General features: G+C 42.6%; 22 protein-coding genes and 1 tRNA gene. 18 read left to right on the top strand and 5 right to left on the bottom strand.

Going from position 1 to position 25,244, the window contains the following annotated elements:
* Positions 1-23 precede the first annotated feature (23 nt).
* The 13 genes from folP (at position 24) to ACMUMQ_RS03360 (ending at position 13,142) form a co-directional block, all read left to right on the top strand.
* Complete coding sequence (gene folP / locus ACMUMQ_RS03420; protein ID WP_414680612.1) at positions 24-857, top strand: dihydropteroate synthase; 834 nt, start codon at positions 24-26, stop codon at positions 855-857.
* Positions 857-2,203, top strand: coding sequence for a phosphoglucosamine mutase (gene glmM, locus ACMUMQ_RS03415; RefSeq protein ID WP_414680611.1), 1,347 nt, complete (start codon positions 857-859; stop codon positions 2,201-2,203). Before folP ends, glmM begins: the two co-directional genes overlap by 1 nt.
* Before the next feature lie 87 nt (positions 2,204-2,290).
* Positions 2,291-3,040, top strand: a complete 750-nt coding sequence (gene tpiA, locus ACMUMQ_RS03410; protein WP_414680610.1) for a triose-phosphate isomerase — start codon at positions 2,291-2,293, stop codon at positions 3,038-3,040.
* Positions 3,041-3,043: 3 nt separating this feature from the next.
* Positions 3,044-3,394 (top strand): preprotein translocase subunit SecG, encoded by a 351-nt coding sequence (gene secG, locus ACMUMQ_RS03405; RefSeq protein WP_414680609.1) that lies wholly within the window; start codon positions 3,044-3,046, stop codon positions 3,392-3,394.
* Positions 3,395-3,456: 62 nt separating this feature from the next.
* A tRNA-Leu gene (locus tag ACMUMQ_RS03400) sits at positions 3,457-3,542 on the top strand.
* A gap of 317 nt (positions 3,543-3,859) precedes the next feature.
* Positions 3,860-4,321, top strand: coding sequence for a ribosome maturation factor RimP (gene rimP, locus ACMUMQ_RS03395; RefSeq protein WP_317002822.1), 462 nt, complete (start codon positions 3,860-3,862; stop codon positions 4,319-4,321).
* Positions 4,322-4,349: 28 nt separating this feature from the next.
* Positions 4,350-5,840, top strand: coding sequence for a transcription termination factor NusA (gene nusA / locus ACMUMQ_RS03390; protein ID WP_414680608.1), 1,491 nt, complete (start codon positions 4,350-4,352; stop codon positions 5,838-5,840).
* A 26-nt stretch (positions 5,841-5,866) separates the two neighbouring features.
* Complete coding sequence (infB, locus tag ACMUMQ_RS03385; protein WP_414680607.1) at positions 5,867-8,416, top strand: translation initiation factor IF-2; 2,550 nt, start codon at positions 5,867-5,869, stop codon at positions 8,414-8,416.
* A 12-nt stretch (positions 8,417-8,428) separates the two neighbouring features.
* Positions 8,429-8,824, top strand: coding sequence for a 30S ribosome-binding factor RbfA (gene rbfA, locus ACMUMQ_RS03380; RefSeq protein ID WP_317002823.1), 396 nt, complete (start codon positions 8,429-8,431; stop codon positions 8,822-8,824).
* Between the two features lie 9 nt (positions 8,825-8,833).
* The gene (truB, locus tag ACMUMQ_RS03375) at positions 8,834-9,763 is read left to right on the top strand and encodes a tRNA pseudouridine(55) synthase TruB (protein WP_414680606.1); all 930 of its coding nucleotides are present in this window, start codon (positions 8,834-8,836) and stop codon (positions 9,761-9,763) included.
* Between the two features lie 85 nt (positions 9,764-9,848).
* Positions 9,849-10,118 (top strand): 30S ribosomal protein S15, encoded by a 270-nt coding sequence (rpsO, locus tag ACMUMQ_RS03370; RefSeq protein WP_012068748.1) that lies wholly within the window; start codon positions 9,849-9,851, stop codon positions 10,116-10,118.
* Positions 10,119-10,298: 180 nt separating this feature from the next.
* Complete coding sequence (gene pnp / locus ACMUMQ_RS03365) at positions 10,299-12,407, top strand: polyribonucleotide nucleotidyltransferase (protein ID WP_414680605.1); 2,109 nt, start codon at positions 10,299-10,301, stop codon at positions 12,405-12,407.
* Between the two features lie 144 nt (positions 12,408-12,551).
* The gene (locus ACMUMQ_RS03360) at positions 12,552-13,142 is read left to right on the top strand and encodes an LPP20 family lipoprotein (RefSeq protein WP_414680604.1); all 591 of its coding nucleotides are present in this window, start codon (positions 12,552-12,554) and stop codon (positions 13,140-13,142) included.
* Positions 13,143-13,205: 63 nt separating this feature from the next.
* Here the strand turns inward: ACMUMQ_RS03360 and ACMUMQ_RS03355 are convergent, their stop codons facing one another.
* Positions 13,206-13,616: an acyl-CoA thioesterase gene (locus ACMUMQ_RS03355; protein ID WP_317002826.1), complete on the bottom strand. Its 411-nt coding sequence runs from the start codon at positions 13,614-13,616 to the stop codon at positions 13,206-13,208.
* On the opposite strand from ACMUMQ_RS03355, the gene ACMUMQ_RS03350 reads away from it, so the two are divergent.
* Positions 13,615-14,640 carry a DUF3080 family protein gene (locus ACMUMQ_RS03350; RefSeq protein ID WP_414680603.1) on the top strand — a complete coding sequence of 342 codons (1,026 nt, stop codon included), beginning with the start codon at positions 13,615-13,617 and terminating at the stop codon, positions 14,638-14,640. The genes ACMUMQ_RS03355 and ACMUMQ_RS03350 overlap by 2 nt on opposite strands.
* A gap of 10 nt (positions 14,641-14,650) precedes the next feature.
* Here ACMUMQ_RS03350 and ACMUMQ_RS03345 read toward each other — a convergent pair whose 3' ends face one another.
* Positions 14,651-14,974, bottom strand: coding sequence for a hypothetical protein (locus tag ACMUMQ_RS03345; RefSeq protein WP_414680602.1), 324 nt, complete (start codon positions 14,972-14,974; stop codon positions 14,651-14,653).
* A gap of 282 nt (positions 14,975-15,256) precedes the next feature.
* Here ACMUMQ_RS03345 and ACMUMQ_RS03340 point away from each other — a divergent pair, with 282 nt between their 5' ends.
* The 4 genes from ACMUMQ_RS03340 to ACMUMQ_RS03325 all read left to right on the top strand — a co-directional run bounded on the left by ACMUMQ_RS03340 (position 15,257) and on the right by ACMUMQ_RS03325 (position 19,541).
* Complete coding sequence (locus ACMUMQ_RS03340) at positions 15,257-16,321, top strand: diguanylate cyclase (RefSeq protein ID WP_317002829.1); 1,065 nt, start codon at positions 15,257-15,259, stop codon at positions 16,319-16,321.
* Positions 16,322-16,424: 103 nt separating this feature from the next.
* Entirely contained in the window at positions 16,425-17,399 is a 975-nt protein-coding gene (glk, locus tag ACMUMQ_RS03335) for a glucokinase (protein ID WP_414680601.1), read from the top strand.
* A 19-nt stretch (positions 17,400-17,418) separates the two neighbouring features.
* The gene (zwf, locus tag ACMUMQ_RS03330) at positions 17,419-18,894 is read left to right on the top strand and encodes a glucose-6-phosphate dehydrogenase (protein ID WP_347982702.1); all 1,476 of its coding nucleotides are present in this window, start codon (positions 17,419-17,421) and stop codon (positions 18,892-18,894) included.
* 20 nt (positions 18,895-18,914) lie between these two features.
* Positions 18,915-19,541 (top strand): bifunctional 4-hydroxy-2-oxoglutarate aldolase/2-dehydro-3-deoxy-phosphogluconate aldolase, encoded by a 627-nt coding sequence (locus ACMUMQ_RS03325; protein ID WP_414680600.1) that lies wholly within the window; start codon positions 18,915-18,917, stop codon positions 19,539-19,541.
* A 65-nt stretch (positions 19,542-19,606) separates the two neighbouring features.
* Here ACMUMQ_RS03325 and ACMUMQ_RS03320 read toward each other — a convergent pair whose 3' ends face one another.
* The 3 genes from ACMUMQ_RS03320 to dnaG form a co-directional block, all read right to left on the bottom strand.
* Positions 19,607-21,010, bottom strand: coding sequence for a PhoH family protein (locus tag ACMUMQ_RS03320; RefSeq protein WP_414680599.1), 1,404 nt, complete (start codon positions 21,008-21,010; stop codon positions 19,607-19,609).
* Positions 21,011-21,336: 326 nt separating this feature from the next.
* A complete protein-coding gene (gene rpoD / locus ACMUMQ_RS03315) occupies positions 21,337-23,172 on the bottom strand; it encodes an RNA polymerase sigma factor RpoD (RefSeq protein WP_414680598.1) in 1,836 nt (611 codons plus the stop codon).
* 115 nt (positions 23,173-23,287) lie between these two features.
* Complete coding sequence (gene dnaG, locus ACMUMQ_RS03310) at positions 23,288-25,240, bottom strand: DNA primase (protein WP_414680597.1); 1,953 nt, start codon at positions 25,238-25,240, stop codon at positions 23,288-23,290.
* Positions 25,241-25,244 lie beyond the last annotated feature (4 nt).

Here is a 25,244-nt window from a genome sequence, read left to right as displayed (position 1 = left end):
TCATTGTCTGATATGGTTATTTCATGTCGTTGATATCTTTTGGGGACAAGTCGCTAGACTTGTCCCTTCCTCATGTTATGGGGATATTAAATGTTACGCCGGACTCTTTTTCTGACGGCGGGGCATTTAATTCCTTAGATTCCGCCTTGCGTCAAACAGAACGAATGATTCAAGAAGGCGCTAGCATCATTGATGTTGGTGGTGAATCGACTCGTCCTGGTGCTGCTCCTGTTTCGGTTCAACAAGAACTTGATCGTGTTTTGCCTGTTATTGAAGCAATCAAAAAACGTTTTGATATTGTTGTGTCTGTTGATACAAGCACTGCAGATGTAATGAAAGGTGCGGCTTTGCTTAATGCCGGACTGATTAATGATGTTAGAGCGCTTGAGCGTGAAGGTGCCTTGGAAGTGGCTGCAAGTACCAATTTGCCCGTTTGCTTGATGCACATGAAAGGATCGCCTCAAACAATGCAGGATCAGCCAGACTATCATTCTGTTGTTTCAGACGTTACAGAGTGTTTGCTGGCTAGAGTAAATGCTTGTGAGAAAGCGGGTATTGAGCGAGATCGTCTAATATTAGATGTCGGTATTGGGTTTGGTAAAACATTAGCCCATAATTTATCGTTAGTTAAACATACTGAGCATTTTAGAAAATTAGGTTTTGAAGTTCTGGTTGGTCTGTCTCGAAAGACCATGATTGGTGACGTGTTAGGTTTACCAGTTGAAGAACGTTTGTATGGCACCATGGGGGCAAATGCTTCCGCTTATATGAAGGGTGCCCGTATTTTTAGAGTTCATGATGTTAGGCCGCATGTAGAAATGCTGGCGCTGATGTCCCGTATTGAGAGAGAAGTTTGATGCGTAAATATTTTGGTACAGATGGAATTCGTGGAAAGGTCGGCACAACGCCAATTACGCCTGAGTTTATGCTTAAGCTTGGGTGGGCGGCTGGTCAAGTTTTTAAGGAAAATGACAAAAAAATATTGATAGGCAAAGACACTCGTATCTCCGGTTACATGTTTGAATCTGCACTTGAGTCTGGCATTGTTGCTGCTGGTGCGGATGTTCGTTTGGTTGGTCCTATGCCAACGCCTGCTATTGCTTATTTGACTCGTACTTTTCGTGCCAGTGCCGGCATTGTTATCAGCGCTTCTCATAACCCTTATTCAGATAATGGTATTAAGTTTTTCTCTGCGGAAGGTGGGAAAATCTCCGATGAGATTGAAGCGCGTATAGAGTATTTTCTAGAGCAGCCTATGGAAGTGGTGGAATCTAGCTTGATTGGTCGTGCTAGACGAATTGAGGACGCGGCTGGGCGTTATATTGAGTATTGCAAAGGTACCTTTCCAATTGGTCTGCAGTTGAGTGGATTAAAGATAATTGTCGATTGTGCTGATGGCGCTACTTATCATGTCGCACCTCGCGTTTTCTCTGAGTTGGGTGCGGAAGTTATTTCTATTGGTGTGAACCCTGATGGGTTGAATATCAACGAGTTTAGCGGGGCAACTAAGCCAGAGCTGTTGCGTAAGAATGTATTGGCTGAAGGTGCTGATATCGGTATTGCTCTTGATGGCGATGGAGATCGATTAATATTGGTTGATCGTCACGGTGTGGTTCGTGATGGTGACGATATTCTTTATATTATTGCCAATCATTTGATGCAAACGGGTCGCTTTAGTGGTGGTGTTGTTGGGACCTTAATGAGTAATTTCGGTCTTGAATTAGCATTTTCTGAAACGGGTATTGGTTTTAGCCGTGCTGCGGTTGGTGATCGATACGTTAATGAAAAGCTAATGCAACATGGTTGGGTGCTTGGTGGTGAGCCATCGGGTCATATCGTATGTCGTTCAATTACCACCACAGGCGATGGTATTATTGCTGCTCTTCAAGTGTTGAGAGCTATGGTTGAAGAAGGTAAGTCATTAGACGAGCTTTTGACTGGCTTGGTGAAATTTCCTCAGAAACTAAAAAACATTCGTGTAGCCAAACGTTTTGTGCCTAATGAAGAGCCAGCGCTACAAAAAGCGATTGCGATTGCTAATGAACGTTTGAACGGTTTAGGGCGAGTTTTACTTCGAGCGTCAGGGACGGAGCCTTTGATTCGAGTGATGGTTGAGGGTCGTGATGATGAGACAGTTAATGAGCTAGTGGATTATCTAGTGGAAGAAGTGAAGCTGGTTGTTGAATCCAAAACATCTGCATAAAGTGAATATCTTTAGTCGCTTAAATAAATACTTGAAACCAAACGGGGCTTTCCATAGAATGGGCGCCTCGAATTTAGGGGTTAGAATATGATTCGTCAGAAAATAGTAGCTGGAAACTGGAAAATGAATGGCTCAAAAGAGTCTATTAATGCCCTGGTTGATGGCTTACTTGAGATGAAGGGTTCTAATTCTGAAGTGGTGATTGCTCCTTCTTTTCCTTATCTATCACTTGTTAATGAGCTTGTTGCAGCTAGCGATTTTAGTTTGGCTGCTCAGAACGTTAGTGATGAAGTAAAAGGTGCTTATACAGGGGAAGTCTCGGCTTCTATGTTAGGTGATTTCGATGTTAAGTATGTTTTGCTTGGTCATTCGGAACGCCGCACACTTTATAATGAAACAGATGATGTTGTTGCAGCTAAAGTGGCGACTGCTTTGAATGCTGAGTTGACGCCAATTTTGTGTATTGGCGAAACCTTGGAAGAGCGCGAAGCAAATCAAACATTTTCTGTGTGCGAACGTCAGATTCAAGCTGTCATTTCAAAAGTCGGAATCGAAGCTTTCGCAAAAATAGTTATTGCTTATGAGCCAATTTGGGCGATAGGCACAGGATTATCAGCAAGTGCTGAGCAAGCCCAAGAAGTGCATCAGTCAATTAGAGCCTTCTTGGCAGAGTTTTCAGAAGTTGTGTCTCAAAAAGTACAAATTCTGTATGGCGGAAGTGTTAAAGCATCAACCAGTAAGGCTTTGTTTGAAATGCCTGATGTCGATGGTGCTCTTGTTGGTGGTGCATCACTTGATGCAAAAGAATTTATAGCAATAGTAAAAGCAGCAGGTTAATTAATGGAAGCACTTATTTTAGTTTTGCATGTACTGGCGGCAGTAGCGATTATTGCGTTGGTTTTACTGCAGCAAGGTAAAGGTGCAGATGCTGGCGCCTCTTTTGGTGGCGGTGCATCTCAAACAGTATTTGGTAGTCAAGGCGGCGGTAGTTTCTTCGGGAAAATGACAGCTGTATTTGCGTTGGTTTTCTTTTTGACGAGTTTTGGTTTGGCTTTTTTTGCCAGCGAACAAGCGAAAAGTGTTTCTGGTGCGCTTGATTTTGTTCCTTCTGCTCCTCAAGTGGAAGATTCAATTAGTTTGCCTGAATTGGGTGAAACACAAGCGACTTCAGATCTACCTGTTACTGAGTAATTTCAGTTTATAGGTTTCAATGAAATATCTAAATTGGATGTTTTATTGTTTATAAGTGTTTTGCGGATGTGGCGGAATTGGTAGACGCGCCACCTTGAGGGGGTGGTGAGCTATGCTCGTGGGGGTTCGAGTCCCCCCATCCGCACCAATCTTGAATTGATGTTGTATCTTGTGTATGATGTCGCGATATTGATGCAGAGTAATTTGGTTGGTTGAAGATAAACGCGATTTATCTTCATGGTTTCCTTTATTAGGTGTCCACGCCATTTTGTTCTTGGTATTAAGTGTCAGGATTGACGACCTTCTTTGAAGGATGCTCTTTCAGTGTTGCTGAATAGAGTATTAAGAACCCCTATATGGGGTTTTTTGTTATCTGTACTCTTATTGCTGTTTTATAAATGGAAATGGGCCTTGAGCCCGTTTTTTGTTTCTGCGTTTTACAAAATTGGTTTTCGGAGAAAACGATTGTCAGCAAAATATACGATTTTAGAAGAACTTATTCGACCTGTCGTTGAAGGACTAGGGTTTGAGTTCTGGGGGATGGAATATTTATCTTTAGGTAAAGATTCTGTGCTTCGCATTTTTATTGAGACGGATGCGGAGAAGGGTATCGATGTAGAAGATTGTGCCCGTGTTAGCCGTCAAGTTAGTTCTATTTTAGATGTTGAAGACCCAATTACTGGGGAATACAACCTAGAAGTTTCATCACCAGGTTTAGATCGACCTTTATTTAGTTTGGTTCAGTACCAAGCCTATATTGGTTCTGTTGTTTCTTTGCGTTTGCGAGTGCCATTTGATGGGCGTCGTAAGTTTAAAGGCCAACTTATGGGGATCGAAAACGAAGACGTCGTCATTCGTGTAGATCAAGAAGAATATTTACTGCCTATCGATTTAATCGATAAAGCGAATGTTGTTCCACAATTTTAAAAATTAACCTTGAAGAGAGGCTAAAAGGATGAGCAAAGAAATTCTTTTGGTAGTGGAAGCCGTTTCCAACGAGAAAGATGTTCCGAAACAAGTTATTTTCGAAGCCGTTGAAATTGCTTTAGCTAGTGCTGCCAAACGCCGTTTTGAAGAAGAGGCGTTAATTCGTGTCTCTATCGATCAGCGTACAGGTGATTATAAAACATATCGCCAATGGAACATTGTTGCAGATGAAGACTATTCCGCACCTGCGTATGAATTAACAATCGATGATTCTGAAGAACAAAACCTTGGCGTTGATATTGGCGGTGTTTACGAGGAAGAAGTTGAGTCTGAAACCTTTGGTCGTATTGCAGCACAAACTGCAAAACAAGTCATCGTACAGAAAGTGCGTGAAGCTGAACGCGCAAAAATGGTTGCGTTGTATGCCGAGAAAGTTGGCAAGCTTGTACACGGTCAAGTGAAGAAAGTGACTCGTGATAGCTTGATCATCGACCTTGGTGAAAACGCAGAAGCGTCTTTACCGAAAGATCAATTGATCGCGCGTGAAAGTTTCAGAATGAACGATCGTATTCGTGCATTGTTGTTAGAAATTCGTGACGACAGTCGCGGTGCTCAGTTGGTTCTATCTCGTAACGCACCAGAATTTATGGTTGAGTTGTTCCGCCTGGAAGTGCCAGAAATTGCAGAAGAAGTGATTGAAATTCGTAGCGCTTCAAGGGATCCAGGTTTACGTGCAAAAATTGCAGTAAAAACCAATGACCGTCGTATTGATCCGATTGGTGCATGTGTTGGTATGCGTGGTGCTCGAGTTCAAGCTGTATCGAATGAAATGAACGGCGAGCGTGTTGATATCGTACTTTGGGACGATAACCCAGCACAGCTTGTTATTAACGCTATGGCGCCTGCTGAAGTAGATTCCATCGTTATTGATGAAGATTCTCATTCTATGGATGTGGCGGTTAAAAGCGATAATTTAGCGCAAGCGATTGGTCGTAATGGTCAGAATGTACGTTTGGCTTCTACCTTAACGGGTTGGGCACTGAATGTAATGACCAGTGAAGATGCAGAAGCGAAGCAACAAGAAGAATCACAGAAGCTGATTGATGTTTTTGTTACTGGTCTAGATATAGACGACGATTTGGCGATCCAAATGGTTGATGAGGGATTCACTTCTTTAGAAGAAGTGGCTTATGTCCCAATGGAAGAAATGTTAGACATCGACGGATTTGATGAAGATTTAGTAAACGAGCTGCGTTCACGAGCAAAAGAAGCTTTGTTGAATCAAGCGCTTCAAGCTGAAGAGCAATTAGATGGTGCTAAACCTGCTGCTGATTTGTTGGCAATGGAAGGAATGGACAATCATCTTGCTTTAGTACTTGCGTCTATCGGCGTGATTACTATGGAAGATTTAGCTGAGCAATCAGTTGATGAGTTGCTTGAAGTTGAAGGTATGACTGAAGAGCGTGCTGCGAGTCTTATTTTGACTGCCCGCGCACCTTGGTTTGCTGAATCTGAATAAAATCTGAGTACATAAGGGGGAACTTAATGACAGTTCAAACCGTAAAGATACTATCCGAGTTGGTGAATACACCAGTCGATAAGCTACTAACTCAGATGAAAGACGCTGGTCTGCCTCAAACGAGTGCAAATCAAGAAGTCTCTGAAGTTGAAAAACAAACCTTGTTGAATTTTTTAAAGCGTCAACATGGTGAAGAAGGCGATAGCAGCCAACGAATTACTCTACAGCGTAAGACAACAAGTACTTTATCTCGTGGTGACGGCGGTAAAGCAGTCAATGTTGCTGTAAAGAAAAAGCGTACTTACGTGAAGCGCGATGATTTAGATGACGAAGCTCAAAAGCAAGAAGAGCTAGCTAAGCGTCTTGCTGAAGAGCAAGCGGCAGAAGAAGCTCGTTTACGTTTAGAAGCTGAGAAAAAGTTAGAAGCAGAAAAAGCCGCAAAAGCAAAAGCTGAGGCTGAAGCTGCAGAAAAAGCGCGTCAGGCTGCTGAAGCCAGCGCGGTAAATGATGCGGAGCAAAATGCTTCCGACAAAGGAGCAGAGCCCGTGGAAACGGTTAAGCGAGAGAAAGCACCTAAGAAAGCGTCTCAACCTGCAGCGGACAACAAAAAGTCTACTGTTGCGCCAAAAGGTAAAAAAGGTGCTACAAGACATGATAACGACAAAGAGAAAGATAAGCCTCGTGGTCGTAGTCCAGAGAACAAACGTTCTTCACGCGTTAATGTAAACGGTGACGAAGAGTTTGCTCGTCGCGGTAAATTAGGTCGTAAGAATAAGAAGCCTGTTAAACAAGAGCATGGTTTCCAAAAGCCGACTGCTAAAATTGTCCATGAAGTTGCTCTGCCTGAAAGCATTACAGTTGCGGAGCTTGCAGAGAAAATGACAGTGAAAGGCGCGGAAGTTATTAAGGTCATGTTTAAAATGGGTGCAATGGCAACCATTAACCAGACGATTGACCGTGATACAGCAACACTTGTTGTCGAAGAAATGGGTCACACAGTGACTTATATCGATGAAAACGCTGTTGAAAATGACATGATGGAAGCGATCGATTACGAAGGTGAAGCGATTAAACGCGCACCTGTTGTTACTGTAATGGGTCACGTTGACCACGGTAAAACATCTTTACTTGATTACATTCGTACAACACGCGTTGCTGCGGGTGAGTCTGGCGGTATTACCCAGCATATCGGTGCATACCATGTTGAGACACCACATGGCATGGTCAGCTTCCTAGATACACCTGGACACGCGGCGTTTACTTCTATGCGTGCTCGTGGTGCGAAAGCAACCGATATCGTTATCCTAGTTTGTGCTGCGGATGACGGTGTTATGCCTCAGACAATTGAAGCGATTCAGCATGCTCGTGCTGCTGAAGTGCCTATGGTTGTGGCAATCACTAAGATCGATAAAGAAGGCGCTGATCTTGATCGCGTTAAGAATGAATTAGTTGCTCAAGAAGTTGTACCTGAAGAATGGGGCGGTGACGTTCAGTTTGTTGGTGTCTCTGCTAAGTCTGGTGAAGGTATTGAGGAGTTGCTAGAAGCGGTACTTCTACAATCTGAAGTACTTGAGTTAACAGCGGTTCCTAGTGCGCCAGCGAAAGGTGTGGTTGTTGAAGCACGTCTTGATCGCGGACGCGGTTCTGTTGCAACTTTACTTATTCAGAACGGTACCTTGAAAAAAGGCGACATCGTCTTGGCTGGTTTGCAAATGGGCCGTGTACGTGCCTTGTTGGACGAGAACGGTAAGTCAATTACTTCTGCAGGACCTTCTATTCCTGTTGAGATTCTTGGTCTTGATGGTACGCCGGATGCTGGTGAAGAATTCATCGTTGTTGCGGACGAGCGTAAAGCTCGTGAAGTCGCTAACTTCCGTCAAGGTAAGTACCGCGAAGTACGCTTTGCACGCCAACATTCTGCTAAATTGGAGAACTTGTTCTCTGAAATGGGTAAAGACGAAGTTCGTACTTTGAACGTTGTTCTTAAAGCCGATGTTCGTGGTTCTCTTGAAGCATTGATCAAGTCATTAACTGATTTGAATACAGATGAAGTGCGAGTGAACATTGTTTCTAGCGGTGTGGGTGGCATTACGGAAACTGATGCAACGTTAGCCTTGGCTTCTGAAGCGGTTATCTTTGGTTTCAACGTTCGTGCCGATACATCTGCTAAGCAATTTATCGAACGTGAAAGCATTGATCTTCGTTACTACAGCGTTATCTACAACATCATCGACGATGTTAAACAAGCGCTTTCAGGTATGTTGTCTCCTGATTTACGTGAAGATATTCAAGGTACAGCGGAAGTTCGTGACGTATTTAACTCTCCTAAGTTTGGCTTAATTGCTGGCTGTATGGTGATTGAAGGTACTGTATACCGTAACAAGCAAATCCGTGTACTACGTGATGACGTTGTTATTTACGAAGGTGAGCTAGAATCACTTCGTCGCTTTAAAGATGCGGTTAACGAAGTCGGTCGAGGCATGGAATGTGGTATCGGTGTGAAAAACTACAACGATGTCAAAGTAGGCGATAAGATCGAGGTTTTTGAAACCGTCGAAGTTGCGCGTACGCTTTAATAGGGCAAAATCATGGCAGGCGAATTTAGTCGTACTAGTCGGATTGGTGACCAGCTCCAAAAGGAGCTGGCGTCCTTAATCCAGTTTGAAGTAAAGGACCCTCGTTTGGGGTTGGTTACTGTCAACGAAGTACGTGTTGCAAAAGATTTAGGGTATGCGGATATTTATTACACCGTACTCGGAAAAGACGATCAGCCAGAAGTGTTGGCAGAAAACCAAGCTGCATTAGACAGTGCGAAAGGTTTTTTACGTCGTCGTTTGTCACAAGAAGTGAAACTTCGTGTGATGCCGCATTTGCGTTTTCATTATGATCAAAGTGTTCTTAATGGCTCGCGAATGTCGTCTCTTATTGATGAAGCGATTCGTGTTGATGAGACGAAAAGCGGTAACGGTAACGAAAGCGAGTAATAACTTCGTATGTCTAAAACAAAATGGCGTTCAGTGGACGGTATTGTCTTACTGAACAAGCCAATAGGTTTAAGCTCAAACCAAGCGCTACAGCGTGTTCGACGTCTTTATCGAGCTGCGAAAGCAGGCCACACTGGAGCGCTTGATCCTTTGGCAACTGGAATGTTGCCTTTGTGTTTGGGGGAAGCCACTAAGTTTTCACAATTCCTGTTGGATGCAGATAAGCGTTATATCACTTGTATTCAATTGGGAAAAAGAACCACAACGGGCGACCGTGAAGGTGATGTTCTAACGGAAGAAGCGATTCCTACGCTGACCGATGAAGAGCTTGATTTGGTATTAGATCGCTTTCGAGGCGAAATAGAGCAGATACCTCCTATGTATTCTGCTTTAAAGCATGAAGGTAAGCCTTTGTATGAATATGCTCGACAGGGCATTGTTATAGAAAGAAAGCGCCGTCGTGTCACTATTACTAATTTGACGCTTGTTTCTCGAACAGAAGACACGCTGACATTGGACATACAATGTACCAAAGGAACTTATATTCGCACCATTGGTGAGGATATTGGCGAAGCGCTTGGTTGTGGAGCGCATTTGCATTCTTTGCATCGTGTTTCTACCGCCGGTTATTCTCCTGAAGGTATGCTCACTCTAGAAGAGTTTGAGCACATTGCTGAACAAGGTGAAGCGGAATTAGACGCCTATTTAATGACGATGGATACTGCCGTTGAGCATTTGAATAGGGTAGAATTGCAGCCCGAAGAAACAAAAGAAATGCTGTTTGGTCGAAGTGTCGAGAATCTGACATCGTTTGATGATGGGAGCTTGGTGAGACTGTACAACAAAAACACACAGCGTTTTTTAGGATTAGGCATTTTAAAGGATACAATTATTGGGCCTCATCGACTCGTAAATACCAGTGAGTTAACTAATATTTAATGTTAGACTAGCTCACTTAGGATAACTGAAAATATGCTCGGCTATCCTTTATTCTTAATAGCATATTAATTTGGAGATATAGATTATGGCATTGTCTGCAGAATCAAAAGCAGCGTTGGTTAAAGAGTTTCAAGTAGCGGAAGGTGACACTGGTTCTCCTGAAGTTCAAGTAGCATTGTTGACTAAGAACATCGAAGGTCTACAAGGTCACTTTAAAGCTCATATCCATGACCACCATTCTCGCCGCGGTCTAATTCGCATGGTAAACCAACGTCGTAAGTTGTTGGATTACCTTAAGCGTAAAGATGCAGCACGTTACACTAGTTTGATCAAAAAACTAGGTCTGCGTCGCTAAGACTGAAGAAGGGCCATAAATTATTATGGCCCTTTTTTTATTGGTCTCCCAAGGGACAGCCTGTACTTCATATGTGCTTTTCTCAGCATGCATAGCAGAGATCAAAAGAGTTCATCTGAGTACTGGCTTAAAAAGATGGTCTTTGGGAGAAAGCAATTTTTTTAATGAAAAGGAATACGTGTGAGTATTACAACTAAAACTTTCCAGTTTGGTAACGACACAGTTACCCTAGAAACAGGCCGCATTGCTCGTCAAGCAACGGGTGCTGTTCTATGTACTATTGGTGATGCACAAGTGTTAGCAACTGTTGTTGGTGCTAAATCAGCAAAACCAGGTCAAGACTTTTTCCCATTGTCTGTACATTACCAAGAGCGTGCTTACGCTGTAGGTAAAATTCCAGGTGGTTTCTTGAAGCGTGAAGGTCGTCCTTCTGAAAAAGAAACGCTGACTTCTCGTCTTATCGACCGTCCAATTCGTCCATTGTTTCCAAAAGGTTTCATGAACGAAGTTCAGGTTGTTTGTACAGTAATGTCGACAAATACTGATCTTGATGCAGATATCGCGGCTATGTTGGCAACGTCTGCTGCTCTAACTATTTCTGGCATTCCATTCAATGGTCCAATTGGTGCCGCTCGTGTTGGTTTCAACGATGAGTCTGGTTATATCTTAAACCCTTCTTACTCTGCACTAGACAGCTCTTTGCTAGACATGGTTGTTGCTGGTACGAAAGATGCGGTTCTTATGGTTGAATCCGAAGCACAAGAATTGACAGAAGACGAAATGCTAGGTGCGGTTCTTTTTGCACATAAAGAAATGCAAACAGCTATTTCTGCTATTGCTGAGTTCGCTGCAGAAGCTGGTAAGCCTCGCTGGGAATGGGAAGCTGAGCCTGCAAATGCAACTTTGGCTGAAGCGTTAGAGTCTGGTTATGCAGCACAAATCGAAGAAGCTTACGGCATCAGTGAAAAGATGGCCCGTTACGCTAAATTAGGCGAAGTGCGTGATGCAGCGGTTGCTGCGTTAGTGACTGAAGAAGGTGAGTTCTCTGAAGCAGATGTAACTGGTGCTTTCTCTAAACTTGAAAAGCGCACCGTTCGTCGTCGTGTTATCGATGGTCAGCCACGTATTGATGGTCGTGACAACAAAACAGTTCGCCCAATCAATGTAGAAGTAGGCTTGCTTAGCAAAACTCACGGTTCTGCTTTGTTTACGCGTGGTGAGACTCAAGCAATCGCTACTTGTACTCTAGGTACAAGCCGTGATGCTCAAATGTCTGACGGCTTAGCTGGCGAAAGCAAAGACAGCTTCATGTTGCATTACAACTTCCCTCCTTATTCTGTAGGTGAGTGTGGTCGTATGGGTGGTGTTGGCCGTCGTGAAATTGGTCACGGTCGTCTAGCTCGTCGTGGTGTTCAAGCTGTATTGCCTTCTGAAGATGAATTCCCATACACAATTCGTGTTGTGTCTGAAATCACTGAGTCTAACGGTTCAAGCTCTATGGCTTCTGTTTGTGGCGCGTCTTTGTCTATGATGGATGCAGGTGTTCCTCTTAAAGCGCCAGTTGCAGGTATTGCAATGGGTCTTATTAAAGAAGACGACGGCTTTGCTGTATTGACTGATATCTTGGGTGACGAAGATCACCTAGGCGATATGGACTTTAAAGTGGCTGGTACTGAAGAAGGTATCACGGCGCTTCAAATGGACATTAAAATCGAAGGTATCAATGAAGAAATCATGGATATCGCTCTAAGCCAAGCAATGGATGCGCGTAAGCACATCTTGCGTGAAATGGCGGAAGTTATCGGTTACGCACGTCCTGAAGTTTCTCCAAATGCGCCTTCTATGGCGACGATCAAAATTGATCCTGAGAAAATCCGTGACGTTATCGGTAAAGGCGGCGCAACGATTCGTTCTATCACAGAACAAACAGGCGCTTCTATCGATCTTGACGACGACGGTACAGTACGCATTTATGCAGCTGATAAAGCGTCTTCAGATGCTGCCTTGTTGAAAATCCATGAAATCACAGCTGAAGCAGAAGTAGATAAGCTTTACAAAGGTAAAGTGGTTCGTCTTGCTGAGTTTGGAGCTTTCGTTAATATCTTGCCTGGTAAAGATGGTTTGGTTCACATTTCTCAGATCGCTGAAGAGCGTATCCGTGCTGTGACAGACTTCCTTTCTGAAGGCCAAGAAGTCATCGTTAAAGTTCTAGATGTTGATGCTCGTGGTCGTATCAAGCTTTCTATGAAAGACGTTACAGAAGAAGAAAAAGCATCTTACACTGAGTAATTAATAGCGTAAGTTGATGTAAAAGGGTGCTATTTATAGCACCCTTTTTTTGTGCTTCAGGAAATAAATAACTAAGATAGAGTTATCTTGTAAAAATATCTTTGATGTTGCATCACTGAATTATTGTTATTGAAGGGAAATAAAATGAAATTGAAACTTGCCAGTTTATTAGTATCAAGTGTTGTGTTGGTTGCCTGCAGTAAAGATGTTGTGAATACACCTGTGGCAGCAATTCCTGATTGTGTTTTTGCGGATGGTTCAAACCAAGCTGCGCCTGATTGGGTTTGTGGTGCACCTGTTGAAGGTGTGGCCTTGTCCGCCGTTGGTTACAGCGAGAAGTCAGCAGCAGGTCCTAATTATATGAAGCAAATGGCGGCGACAGCGGCAAGAGTTGAATTGGCTCAAGTGTTGAGTGTTGATTTGCAAAATATGGTTAAGCAGTACGTGGAAACAACGGGTGCTGGCGATGCAGAAACTGTAGATCGAGTGAACAGTGTTGTGACCAAGCAAGTGACAGAGCAACAGTTGATCGGTTCTAAAGTGGTTCGCCAAATGCCAACACCATCTGGTGGTTTAGTTGTTTTGGTTGGTTTGGATCCTTCTCAGGCGGAAGGCGTAGCTGAAAGTATTTTGCGTACTTCTATGAGAAGTGAAGCGGCTTTATTTCAGAAATTAGAAGCTGAAAAGAGTTTTGATGAATTAGCGGAAGAAATTGCGAAGCGCTATTCTAATTGATCTATTGGTTATTTTATGGATGGGGATGCGCAGGCTTTGGTTTGCTCATCCCCAGATGTTTATTTAAAGCGAGCCTTCTTCATCAAAAATAGGGGTTGGCTTTTTGTTCTCATCAACGGCGACAAAGTTAAAGTGGCCTGTTACTGCTTTTGTGCGTTTGTCACTGTCTAGTTGCTCAAGGAAAATAGACACTTCTACCTTTAGGGATGTTCGTCCTACATGCACAACTCGGGCGATCAGTTCGACTAGGATCCCAGATGGAATGGGCTGTTTGAAGTCAACTTGCTCTGTTGAAATTGTCACCATAGATTTTCTAGAAAAGCGTGTTGCTGCTATATAAGCTACTTCGTCCATCCATTGTAATGCAATGCCGCCAAATAATGTGTCGTAGTGATTTGTTGTACCTGGAAAAACCATTTTGGCAACGCGAGTTTCGGAAATTTCTTCACGCTTTTGAATGAGTAGTTTGTTCATGTTAGTAAAACCTTTTCTTTCTATGATTCTGTTAGGTGGCATTATACTCATTGGAGTGAGCGGATGTGACACGCGTTTTAAAGCAGAGACTACTTTGTCTGATTATGTACAGGATTTAAACCGTTCTCAGTTTTTTTCCACAGAAATTCCAGCAATTGTAATGCCAAGTCGTTTACCACCTAAAAGATTACGTCAGCAGGACTTATCTACTTTTGATATTGGCCTGTTAGATTTCCTATCTCTTCAGCAATGTGATGTTGGTGCTGTGGCGGGGAAAAAGAACAGCATTTTAGGGAAAGTAATGCCGGATAGTCAGCGCTTCTTGTACGAGTTGGATATTATACGTGCTATTGAATCTTGTGATGTAACGGATATGGAGCTTGCTGAATCTCTCCAACAGGTAGCACAGGAAAAGCGACTTGAGTTACCTATTGCCTTTGGGAATGCCATTTTTCAAGGTGAAGAGAGTGATGCTTTTTTCAGCCTCTCCAATGGCTTTTTACCTTTAAATTACTCAACGGAACATCAGCAAGAACTATTGAATGCTTTGAATCACCTTATTGTCATAGGTGAGAATCTGGAGAGCCTTCCAGTGGTTGATGGTGACAGATTTGAAAATGATCTAAAGGCTTTGCTGAATAGTGAATACGCAGGGCGGCTTTTGTATTCTTTATCCCGAATCACGAGTTATTTGAATCAAGTGTCTCATGAGGTAAGTGCTTTGGATCAGAAGGTTTGCGGAGCACCTATTGCATATTTGTCGCAACAATTTGAGCGCCATTATGTGGAGGTGCTACAGCCATATATGGGAAGAATAAACAGCAGCGCTTATGAGGTTTTGCCTCTACTGAATCGATTGGCCGAATTAGGGAAGGTCAATAATGAAACGCAGGGTTTTATGCGCCAGTTTTCGTTACAAGGAGTAAGCGGAAGTGTTTGGCTTGATTATCAGGAAGCGTCTCAGAAGCATGCAAAACAATGGAGTCGAGCGCTTGGTCTCTGTTCTGTTTCACTCTCACCTTAGTTTTTTATAATTAAATTCGGGTGTGGATTTGTTGCTCTAAACTTTCTACTAGGTCGTATTGGAAAGCTTCACCTGAGGCCAATGGTTCTTGGCTTAACGCTTTGAGTAAGGCGAGATTGGCAACTGGGTTTGAGCCAATTCGATGAGAAAATTGAATCGGTCGAGTCAAAGCGTGAGGCTGATGAGCATTTAACGTATCAGCAGTATCCAGTAATGAAGGGCCTGGCTGACTAAATAAGCTCATCATTAGTGCAAAATGAGCATTGCCTGACACCGGACTGCCCGCTTTACTATTCTGGGTGACCTGTGTTTCAACAATTTCTCTTATATTCATTTGTTAGCCTAATTGGTTTAGTTGCAATAAAGCTATCGGCATGAAGTGTTTTTTCTTGATGGGGTGAGCGGATTAATTAAGAGGTGGTTTTTTGCTTATTTAATGGTAGAAACATTAAATTGTTATTTTTTTATAGAGCTTTCTATCAAATAGCTATCAGGTATGGCTCAAATTGTTCAAGCATCGTACTATAATGCATTATATATCAATTAGATTTCGAACATTTTGACTTTATTAATGTGGAAAAGTAAGCCGCTTTATTTTTTGCGGTAGGGCATATAGATGCATGACATCAACGAACTGATAGAGAATGTAAGGCATAACGAAGGGATTGCGCGTAAATTCTTCGAGATAGAGCGCTGTATTCTTTCTATTGGCCGTTGTGATCAGTTTGTTTCAACCCTCACCCGTGAAGTGCAAAAGCAATTTAATGTGCCTTATGTGTGGGTAAATCTAATCAATGAAGCCCCTTTGTCTCATCTCATAGAGAGTTTGGAAAAAATGCCAGATTTACGTGATCGGGTATTGTTTACAAGACGGCGCTCTATGATAGATATCATTAAGTCGAGTAATAAAACTGTCCTTGTTAATACGAATTTAAGCCAATGTCGGGACATCATCCCGAGTGTGTATCGCGACATTATTTCTTCTGTGGCTATTTCTCCTTTGACCATAGATGGTGAGTTGGTAGGGTTATTTTGCCAAGCCGACTCAGACAGTTCCCGTTACGATGCCACGACAAAAGATACATTTTTATTAGATCAGCTAGCCATTAAGATCTCTATTTGTCTGAGTAACGTAACGGCGCGAGAGAAGCTTGAATATCTAGCGACTCGTGATCCTCTCACTGGGCTGTTAAATCGTCGTCAATTGGAATTGATGCTAGATCGCGAATTTACTCGTACTAAGCAACAGAAGCGTGATTTGACCGTTGTGTTTATTGATTGTGATGCTTTTAAATCCATTAATGACACATTAGGACACAACTGTGGTGATGAAGTTTTAGAATACATTGCCAAGCGATTATTGAAGTATGTTCATAAACAGGGTTTGGCTTTCCGATTTGCTGGTGATGAGTTTGTGTTTGTTATGCCGGGAAAAAGCTATGAACAGGCGATGTTGGTGGCTGAATCTATTCAAGAATACCTTCAAGCTAACCCTTTAAGGTATAAATCTAATCTGGTTCCTATTACGATTAGTTATGGCGGTGCAAGTGTTCTATCTGATGCACCAAATAACTATAAACATTTGCTTAAAGTGGCTGATGAACGCCTTTACGACTATAAAAACAATCGTAAGAGACTAGTGCCAACGAAAGTGTTTAAATTTCTAAATAAATTGCGCTGATTTTGTAATTTTATTACATTTTTAGGCGCCATCTTTCGTGTATATGGTATTTTTCAGGTTGATTTTGTTGTAAAATTTCAAAAAAAATAATTAGGGTTCGTTTATGTCCCATGCGTTAATTGCTGATTTAGGTGGAACCAATGCGCGTTTTGCTATTGTTCCCATTCACGAATATGAACCACTAGAAGTTAGAGTGCTACCTTGTAAGGATTACGATAACTTTTTTGATGCAGCGTCTGAGTATATTAATCATTGTAGTGTTGAGCTAGCAGACATCGACGCCGTTGTTTTAGCTATTGCCGGCCCTGTAAATAAACCAGTAATTCGCTTCTCTAACAACCCTTGGTATTTTACTCGATCAGAGATTGAGTCTTATTTTGGCAAAGATAAAGCGGTAGCCTTGTTAAATGATTTCGATGCAGTTGGACATTGTTTAAAAGTTCTCACATCTGATGATGTGGTTGAAATTGGCGAAGCGAAACCAGTTGATGCAAAAGAGCCCTGTTGGGTTGTTGGCCCTGGAACAGGGTTGGGTGTGTCATGTGTGGTGCCACAAGAAAACGGACCAAGTATTATTTTACCAGGAGAAGGCGGACATATAGATTTGTCTTCTTGTAATGAGATTGAAGACTATATTCTTACCTTTCTTCGATCCCGCCATGAGCGTGTTTCAGCTGAGCGAGTGCTCTCTGGAATGGGGCTTGAAAATATTTATGAAGCGCTTGCTATGCGCGATGGAGTGGCGAAACGTTTAAGCGCTCCAGAAATTGGCGAAGCCTTGGCTCAGGGAAATGACCCTATTGCCGTTGCCGCTCTTGAGCAGTTTTTTGTGTTTTTAGGGCGAGTTATTGGTGACTTTGTTTTGTCTGTAGAAGCTCGAGGTGGTGTTTATATCGCGGGTGGTATTGTTCCTCGATATGTAAATGAAATTCTAAAAAGTGGCTTCCGTAAAGCCATGCAAGATAAGGGGCGTATGAAAGAGTTTGTTTCGCCTGTTCCTACTTTTGTTGTTATGTCTGAATATCCAGGGCTGATGGGATGTGCTTGTTACGCTTCCTATCTCGTCTCGAAAGCCTAGTCTAGTTGGAGAATGAAAAATGAAGGCAAGTTTAAAAGCCTGTGACGTTGTAATTTTTGGTGGTGGTGGCGATCTTGCGATGCGTAAGTTGCTTCCTGCTTTGTTCCATTTGGATATGGATGGTTTGCTTGCTCCAACGACCCGTATTATTGGTGCGTCGAGACGAGAAGTAAGCACAGCTGAATACCAAGAGAAAGTTCGTGCTGCATTGGATGAATTTGTTCCATCGAGTGTTGGAGACGAAAAAACATGGCCTCGCTTCAAAGAGCGTTTAAGCTATGTTTCTGTTGATGCGCAGCAAGAGTCTGACTTCTCTCGTCTTAATGATCACCAAGTCGGTGGTGATGATCGCGATGTCGTATTTTATTTGGCGACTTCTCCAGATCTGTTTGGTTCTATTTGTTCTTCCTTAGCTAGTCATGGCTTAAATGAAGAGCGTATGCGAGTTGTATTGGAGAAGCCTCTCGGTCGCGACTTGGTTTCCTCTCGTGCAATTAACGACGAAGTTATGAAGAACTTCAACGAGCAGCAGGCTTTTCGTATTGACCATTACTTGGGCAAAGAAACAGTACAAAACCTATTGGCTATTCGCTTTGGTAATACTTTGTTTGAACCTTTGTGGGACAGCGCACACATTGATAATGTGCAAATTACAGTCTCTGAAACGGTCGGTGTTGAAGGTCGTTGGGGTTATTATGACAAAGCTGGCGCTATGCGAGACATGGTGCAAAACCACTTGATTCAGTTGTTGTGTCTTGTGGCTATGGAGCCTCCAGGTCGAATGGATGCTGACTCTGTACGTGATGAAAAAATCAAAGTGCTAAAGGCACTACGACCAATCACAGGTGCAAATGCGTACACGAAAACAGTTCGTGGCCAATATGCAAAAGGCATGATTAAAGCGAAAGATGTAAAAGGTTATTTTGATGAAGAGGGCAGTAACCCAGATTCAAGAACCGAAACTTTTGTAGCTTTACGAGCTGATATTGATAACTGGCGCTGGGCTGGTGTTCCGTTTTATCTAAGAACGGGGAAACGCTTAGGCCAGCGTTATTCTGAAATTGTTATCCAATATAAAGCGGTTCCTCACAGTATTTTTAGTGATGAAAGTAATCGTCAGCTACAGCGTAACCAGTTGGTTATCCGTCTTCAGCCAGAAGAGAAAATTTCCTTAACGGTAATGAATAAAGTGCCTGGCGCAAGCGAAGGTATGAATTTGCAACCAGTAGACTTGAATTTGAGTTTAACGGAAGCATTTAATGATAAACGTAGCCCTGAAGCGTATGAACGTCTGTTATTAGATGTTATGCGTAATGATGCAACCTTGTTTATGCGGTATGATGAAGTAGAAGCGGCTTGGAAATGGGTGGATGGTATAATGTCTGCTTGGAGCCAAACAAGTGAACGCCCGAAAGAATACGCATCTGGTTCTTGGGGACCTGCGGCATCAATGGCGTTACCAATTAAAGATGGTCGTAACTGGCACGATTATTAATTATAAAAAAGGAAAATATAATGAGTACTTCTTATACTGCAGCACAGGTAATGACTGCAACTTCTGTAGTTCCTGTAATTGTTGTTGACGATGTTGAACAAGCTGTTGCTTTGGGTAAAGCGCTTGTTGCTGGTGGTGTTCCTGTTTTAGAAGTGACACTACGTACTCCTGTAGCATTAGAAGCAATCACAGCACTTCGTAAAGAGGTGCCTGAAGCGATTGTTGGCGCTGGTACGGTTTGTTCTCGTGCTCAATATATAGAAGCGATTGAAGCTGGCTCTCAGTTCATCATTAGCCCAGGAATGACTGCAGATCTTTTGAAAGTAGGTAAAGAGTACGATGTACCTTACTTGCCTGCTGTTGCAACGATTTCTGACATTTTGTTGGGTATGGAGCATGGTTATGACCACTTCAAATTCTTCCCAGCTGAAGTGAATGGCGGCGTTAAAGCGCTGAAAGCATTTGGTGGTCCGTTGTCACAAATTAAATTCTGCCCAACAGGCGGCATTGGCGAGAACAACTTCCGTGAATACCTAGCTCTACCAAATGTGCTTTGTGTTGGCGGTTCTTGGATTGTTCCAACAGACCTAGTGCGTGCTGGTAAATGGGATGAAATTACAGCATTGGCAAAATCTGTTTCTCAATAAGATTTTAGTGCTGCTCAAAAAAGGGAAAGGCGATCGCCTTTCCCTTTTTTATTGCCCGAAAAGCACTAGAGGTTTTCTTCTGCAAACTCCGCTAATCGGCTACGTTCTATGCCATTTACATGCATGATGCTCGCGTATTTGAAGGATTTAGATTTCTCCACGAGATAAGTGAGGCCTGAAGTAAGTGGCGTAATGTATTTGTTGTCTATCTGTGCCAAGTTACCTAAAACAATGATTTTTGAGTTACTGCCGATTCGGGTAACAATGGATTTTAATTGGAATTGAGTCAGGCCTTGAGCTTCATCGACAATGATTAAAGCGTTGTTAAAAGAGCGGCCGCGCATGAAGTTTAGGGATTTGAATTGGATGTTTGCTTTTTGTTTGACGTAATCGATGCTGCTAAAAGAATGCTCGTCTGCACCGTGAAGTATTTCTAAGTTGTCATCAAAAGCCGCTAACCACGGCGCCATTTTCTCTTCTTCTGTGCCAGGTAGAAAGCCAATATCTTCTGCCATTGGAGGTGTAGAGCGGGCCACAATGATTTTGTTGAAGCGCTTTTCTTCCATCGTCACTTGCAGTCCATAGGCAAGTGCTAGCAAGGTTTTTCCTGAGCCAGCAGGTCCTGTCATTACCATTAAGTCTGAATTGTCATGACGAAGAAGATAAAACGCCATTGCTTGCTCTAGGTTGCGTGGATGAATTCCCCAGAAGTTTTGGTTCATAAGATGCTGTCTATTAATGTCGAGAAGGTAGACAAACTCTTGGTCAATATTCACCACAAAACCGATGAAATCTTCATCGTCTATAACAAACATGTTCAGATAAATATTAGGTAGAGAGGTTTTGCTAATCACATGCACTGTATGGCGTCCATGAGCCTCTGTTTTCACACTGTTGATTGTTGACCAAAAACTGTCATCAAAATGAATGTAGCCTTTACTCATTAAGTCTAAGTCATCCAATACACGATCTTTTCGATAATCTTCTACGCGCTCTAATCCAGACCCTTTGGCTTTGATTCGCATATTGATGTCTTTTGTGACTAAGCACACGGAAGATCTAGGATGCGTCGCTTGCAGGCTTAATCCCACATTTATGATGCGATTATCATTGGCGTGGTCATGGTTGCCATTCAAGAAGGGGATGTTGTCAGTGAGTGTGATTTGTTGGTCAGGGAAAATAGCTAAGGTGCCCTCACTACCTTTTCCTTGGTTTGTGTCTTGGCTGTCTAATACTCGAATAGGAACACCTGCTTGAAGTGCTTTTGGGGAGGCATCGCCCACTATTTTGTCTATGGTATTAATGGCAACACGAGCTTCACGGCTAACGTCTTTGTCTCTCCTATCTTTGATGACGTCTAACTCTTCTAAAACTGTCATAGGAATGACGACCTTGTGTTCCGCAAAAGCGTAAATTGCTAAAGGGTCATGTAACAATACATTGGTATCAAGAACGTATATTTTTTCCATAGAGCATTACTCCTGAAGTGAGTGCAAGATGTTTGAAAATAAATAAGCGAATGAAACAAATGGTACTGGTTGAAGTTAATCGTGAGAGAGAATAAAGAGTAAAAGATAGATTCTTTAGTGTGAGCTTTGCTCCCCATATAAAAGGGTGCAGGTGAGAAGTGTGTTTTTTGAAATTATGGTTTTTTAGCAAGCTTAGCCTCACTGTCTTTATCCATACTCTAATTAGAGTGTATGACAGTTTTGTTGCTTATACTTGTTTTAATTAGTTTTTTTAGGCATAAAAAAACCGCTGGTTATAGCAGCGGTTTTTTTGAAGTGCTTAGATCTTACTCATCAAGGAAGCTTCGTAGGTGTTCTGAGCGGCTTGGGTGACGTAATTTACGTAACGCTTTTGCCTCAATTTGACGAATACGCTCACGTGTTACATCAAACTGCTTACCCACTTCTTCAAGAGTGTGGTCAGTATTCATATCGATACCAAAACGCATGCGCAATACTTTGGCTTCACGGGCTGTTAGACCAGAAAGAACCATAGTTGTTGATTCACGCAAACCTTCAATAGTGGCGATATCGATAGGAGATTCCGCACCATCGTCTTCGATGAAGTCACCAAGATGTGAATCTTCATCATCGCCAATCGGCGTTTCCATAGAAATCGGCTCTTTCGCGATTTTCAATACTTTACGGATTTTATCTTCTGGCATATCCATTCGAGCAGCTAGCTCTTCTGGTGTTGCCTCGCGACCCATTTCTTGTAGCATCTGACGAGAAATACGGTTTAGCTTGTTGATTGTCTCAATCATATGTACCGGAATACGGATAGTACGAGCTTGATCGGCGATAGAGCGAGTAATCGCCTGACGAATCCACCAAGTAGCATAAGTCGAGAACTTATAGCCGCGACGATATTCAAACTTATCGACCGCTTTCATCAAGCCAATGTTACCTTCTTGAATAAGATCCAAGAACTGTAGACCACGGTTTGTGTATTTTTTAGCAATCGAGATAACCAAACGTAAGTTCGCTTCTACCATCTCTTTTTTCGCACGACGTGCGCGAGTTTCACCGATCGAAATACGACGGTTAATCTCTTTCAGTTCAGCAATGGTCAAACCAGTTTCTTTGGTGACAGCGCGAAGTTTACGCTGGCTACGCATAAATTCTGCTTCGTTTTCTTCCAGAGCGGCAGCATAGTCTGCACCAGAAGAAATTTGTTCTTTTAGCCAATCAGGATTCGTTTCGTTGCTTGGGAAACGCTTCAAAAACTCAGTTCTAGGCATGCCTGACTTGCGCACACAAACTTGCATGATTAAACGTTCTTGGTCACGTATTTTAGTCATACGAGAACGAACGCGATCAATTAAGTCGTCAAATATTTTTGGAACTAATTTGATTGGAGCAAAGCTAATGCTTAGTTCTTCTTGCTTACTTTTTACTTCAGGATCTTGGCGATCTTTGGTTTCTAGTAAAACTTTTAGTTCATCGTAGATACGCGAGATTTCATTGAAACGTAAAGCTGTTTCTTCAGGATCAGGACCGTTATCAGTCTCTTCTTCCTCGTCATCTGAATCGTCATCTTCGTCAGTATCGACAGCGTCTTCTTCAACAGGGACTTCTTCTGTCATTAACTCTTCAAAGACAGGTTCTTCTCCGTCGCCATCGATAAATCCACTAAAGATGTCGCTTAGACGACCTTCTTCTTCTTGAACTTTTGCGTACGTATCAAGTAAAACGTCAACTGCGCCTGGGAAGTAGGAAACAGCAGCCATTACTTCACGCGTACCTTCTTCGATACGTTTTGCAATGGCAATTTCACCAGCACGAGTTAATAGTTCAACTGTTCCCATTTCGCGCATGTACATGCGAACTGGATCGGTTGTTCTGGTGATGTCGCCTTCTACAGCGGCTAAGGCTGCAGCGGCTTCTTCTGCGGCTGCTTCGTCCGTGGCATCGCCTTCTTCCATTAGAAGGCTATCTTTATCCGGTGCAATTTCAGAAACTGTGATGCCCATGTCATTGATCATGGCAATAATTTCTTCAACTTGCTCCGGGTCAGAAAGGTCATCAGGGAGGTGGTCATTAACTTCAGCAAAAGTTAGGTAACCTTGTTCTTTACCCTTGGCGATCAACTCTTTGAGGCGTGACTGTTGAGTGTCTGGCATTCGACAACCTATCGTTAGAAATTCATTTAGATGTTTAGCAAGCCGCGGATTATACTAAAAACGATTACTTTTTTCCAGAAAATCCTGCTTTTTTTGACTGTAATTTAGGCAGGGATTATGACTTTTTTTGTCTTATCTGTTCAATGCGTTTGAGTATATCTTGCTTACTTTCCTTTGTATCTATGGATGCGGGGCCCTTGTTTTTCAAGTACTCTTCGCCAAGTTTATTTTCATAAAACAAAATTGTGTCAATCACTTCTTTTTCTGGATTTGGGATCTTCGTTTTTATTGCGGCGTCTGGATGATTTAGTAACGCATAAACCTCAGCAATAAAAATATTATCCGTTATTTCACCTATTAAGTGACCGACGTTATTGTCAGGTTTTTTGTGAAAGTAACGCCAAATCTTACAGAGGATTTGCAGTTCTTCATTTGCCTTGTTTATCAGAGGGTCAGGGATTTCGACCTCTTTTGCTATGTGTGGATGAAGTAGCAAACAAATAGAGGCTTGTCTTATGCGGCTTAAGCTAGAAGGTGCAGGAGGGAAGTGAACCTCTTTCTCTTTAAATTTGCCGCCCTTTTTGAAGGGGTTTTTCTTATGACTTTCATACTGATTGGGTGTATTGCCATAGTCATGGTTTGAATGACTTTCATATTCATCGTATGCAGGAGCGTAATGGTCTTCGTCATAACCAATGTGTGGAATTTGTTCATGCGATTCTATGTATTGGCTCGTGTTTTGATTGCTTGGTTCGTGCCTTTGTTTGGGAATAGACGTATTACCGAGTGTGTCGCTGTCAATGCCAGATTGTTCACTTAATTGCCTAATAAGCACCGAACGGAAGGTCAATTCTTTCGGTATTTGTTGAATCATGCTCATGGCGTTGCGCGTAAACTGAGCTTCGCCTTCTTCGTCGCCTAGGGTGACTTGGTTTCTAGCATGTTCAAACAAAACATGAGAAAGAGAAGAGGCATCTTCTAATCTGCTATTAAAGGCGTCTTTGCCTTCCTGTCTTACTAATGAATCAGGGTCTTCGCCTTCCGGCAAAAACAAAAAGCGAATTTGTTTTTCATCTTGCATGACGGGAAGGGCGGCTTCTAGTCCGCGAATAGCCGCTGAACGGCCTGCTTTATCGCCATCGAAACAAAGAACGACTTTACTGACTAACTTAAAGAGTTTGCGAATATGTTGGCTGTTGACCGAGGTTCCAAGCGTGGCAACAGCATTTGTGATGCCATGTTGAGCCAACACAATAACGTCCATGTAGCCTTCGACGACAATAATTTGGTCTAAGATAGGTGTGTTTTGTTTGGCTTCGAATAATCCGTAAAGCTCTTGGCTTTTTTGAAAAACAGGTGTTTCAGGTGAGTTTAGGTATTTGGGTTTTTCATCCCCAAAAGCTCGTCCACCAAACGCAATAACTCGGCCACGAGAATCTCGAATAGGAAAAATAATACGATCACGGAAACGGTCATAATAATGGCCTGGTTGATCTTTCTTTTCGATCAGCATTCCGCCCAAGAGTAATTGCTCTTGGCTTTCGGCTCTCGTTCCTATGCGTTTTAGAAGATTGTCCCAACCTGGCGGCGCGTAGCCTAAACCAAATACCTTGGCTATTTGACCCGATAAGCCTCGATCTTTTGAAAGGTAATCAGTGGCTTTCTTCTTATCTGGGTGTTTTATCAATTGCTCTTGATAAAATTGCGAGCTTTCAGATAAGCGTTTCAGAAGTTCTGCGTTTTGTTCGTAACGATCTGGTGCGCCTTGTTCTCTTGGTACTTCCATACCGGCGTCTTTAGCGAGAACTTCAATCGCGTCCACGAAGTCTAAATGATCGTGTTCCATAACGAAGGAAATAGCGTTGCCGCCAGCGCCACAACCAAAGCAGTAGTAAAATTGCTTATTTGGATTAAGGCTAAAAGAAGGGCTTTTTTCGTTATGAAAGGGGCAGAGAGCGCTGTAATTTTGCCCTGTTTTTTTTAAGCTAATACGAGACGCAACCACGTCGGTTAGGTCTGTTCGAGCTAAAAGCTCGTCAATAAACTGATCAGGAATGCGTCCCGCCATCGAA

The sequence above is a fragment of the Marinomonas algae genome (assembly GCF_047525555.1).
GTDB lineage: Bacteria > Pseudomonadota > Gammaproteobacteria > Pseudomonadales > Marinomonadaceae > Marinomonas.
The sequence above is the reverse complement of the archived record's forward strand: the minus strand, read 5'-3'. Positions and strand labels throughout refer to the sequence as shown.

Bases quoted from the DNA above. Each gene is read 5' to 3' on its own strand.
- folP (WP_414680612.1), top strand. From the start codon at position 24: ATGTCGTTGATATCTTTTGGGGACAAGTCGCTAGACTTGTCCCTTCCT.
- glmM (WP_414680611.1), top strand. From the start codon at position 857: ATGCGTAAATATTTTGGTACAGATGGAATTCGTGGAAAGGTCGGCACA.
- tpiA (WP_414680610.1), top strand. From the start codon at position 2,291: ATGATTCGTCAGAAAATAGTAGCTGGAAACTGGAAAATGAATGGCTCA.
- secG (WP_414680609.1), top strand. From the start codon at position 3,044: ATGGAAGCACTTATTTTAGTTTTGCATGTACTGGCGGCAGTAGCGATT.
- nusA (WP_414680608.1), top strand. From the start codon at position 4,350: ATGAGCAAAGAAATTCTTTTGGTAGTGGAAGCCGTTTCCAACGAGAAA.
- infB (WP_414680607.1), top strand. From the start codon at position 5,867: ATGACAGTTCAAACCGTAAAGATACTATCCGAGTTGGTGAATACACCA.
- rbfA (WP_317002823.1), top strand. From the start codon at position 8,429: ATGGCAGGCGAATTTAGTCGTACTAGTCGGATTGGTGACCAGCTCCAA.
- truB (WP_414680606.1), top strand. From the start codon at position 8,834: ATGTCTAAAACAAAATGGCGTTCAGTGGACGGTATTGTCTTACTGAAC.
- rpsO (WP_012068748.1), top strand. From the start codon at position 9,849: ATGGCATTGTCTGCAGAATCAAAAGCAGCGTTGGTTAAAGAGTTTCAA.
- ACMUMQ_RS03360 (WP_414680604.1), top strand. From the start codon at position 12,552: ATGAAATTGAAACTTGCCAGTTTATTAGTATCAAGTGTTGTGTTGGTT.
- ACMUMQ_RS03350 (WP_414680603.1), top strand. From the start codon at position 13,615: ATGTTAGTAAAACCTTTTCTTTCTATGATTCTGTTAGGTGGCATTATA.
- ACMUMQ_RS03355 (WP_317002826.1), bottom strand. From the start codon at position 13,616: ATGAACAAACTACTCATTCAAAAGCGTGAAGAAATTTCCGAAACTCGC.
- ACMUMQ_RS03345 (WP_414680602.1), bottom strand. From the start codon at position 14,974: ATGAATATAAGAGAAATTGTTGAAACACAGGTCACCCAGAATAGTAAA.
- ACMUMQ_RS03340 (WP_317002829.1), top strand. From the start codon at position 15,257: ATGCATGACATCAACGAACTGATAGAGAATGTAAGGCATAACGAAGGG.
- glk (WP_414680601.1), top strand. From the start codon at position 16,425: ATGTCCCATGCGTTAATTGCTGATTTAGGTGGAACCAATGCGCGTTTT.
- zwf (WP_347982702.1), top strand. From the start codon at position 17,419: ATGAAGGCAAGTTTAAAAGCCTGTGACGTTGTAATTTTTGGTGGTGGT.
- ACMUMQ_RS03325 (WP_414680600.1), top strand. From the start codon at position 18,915: ATGAGTACTTCTTATACTGCAGCACAGGTAATGACTGCAACTTCTGTA.
- ACMUMQ_RS03320 (WP_414680599.1), bottom strand. From the start codon at position 21,010: ATGGAAAAAATATACGTTCTTGATACCAATGTATTGTTACATGACCCT.
- rpoD (WP_414680598.1), bottom strand. From the start codon at position 23,172: ATGCCAGACACTCAACAGTCACGCCTCAAAGAGTTGATCGCCAAGGGT.
- dnaG (WP_414680597.1), bottom strand. From the start codon at position 25,240: ATGGCGGGACGCATTCCTGATCAGTTTATTGACGAGCTTTTAGCTCGA.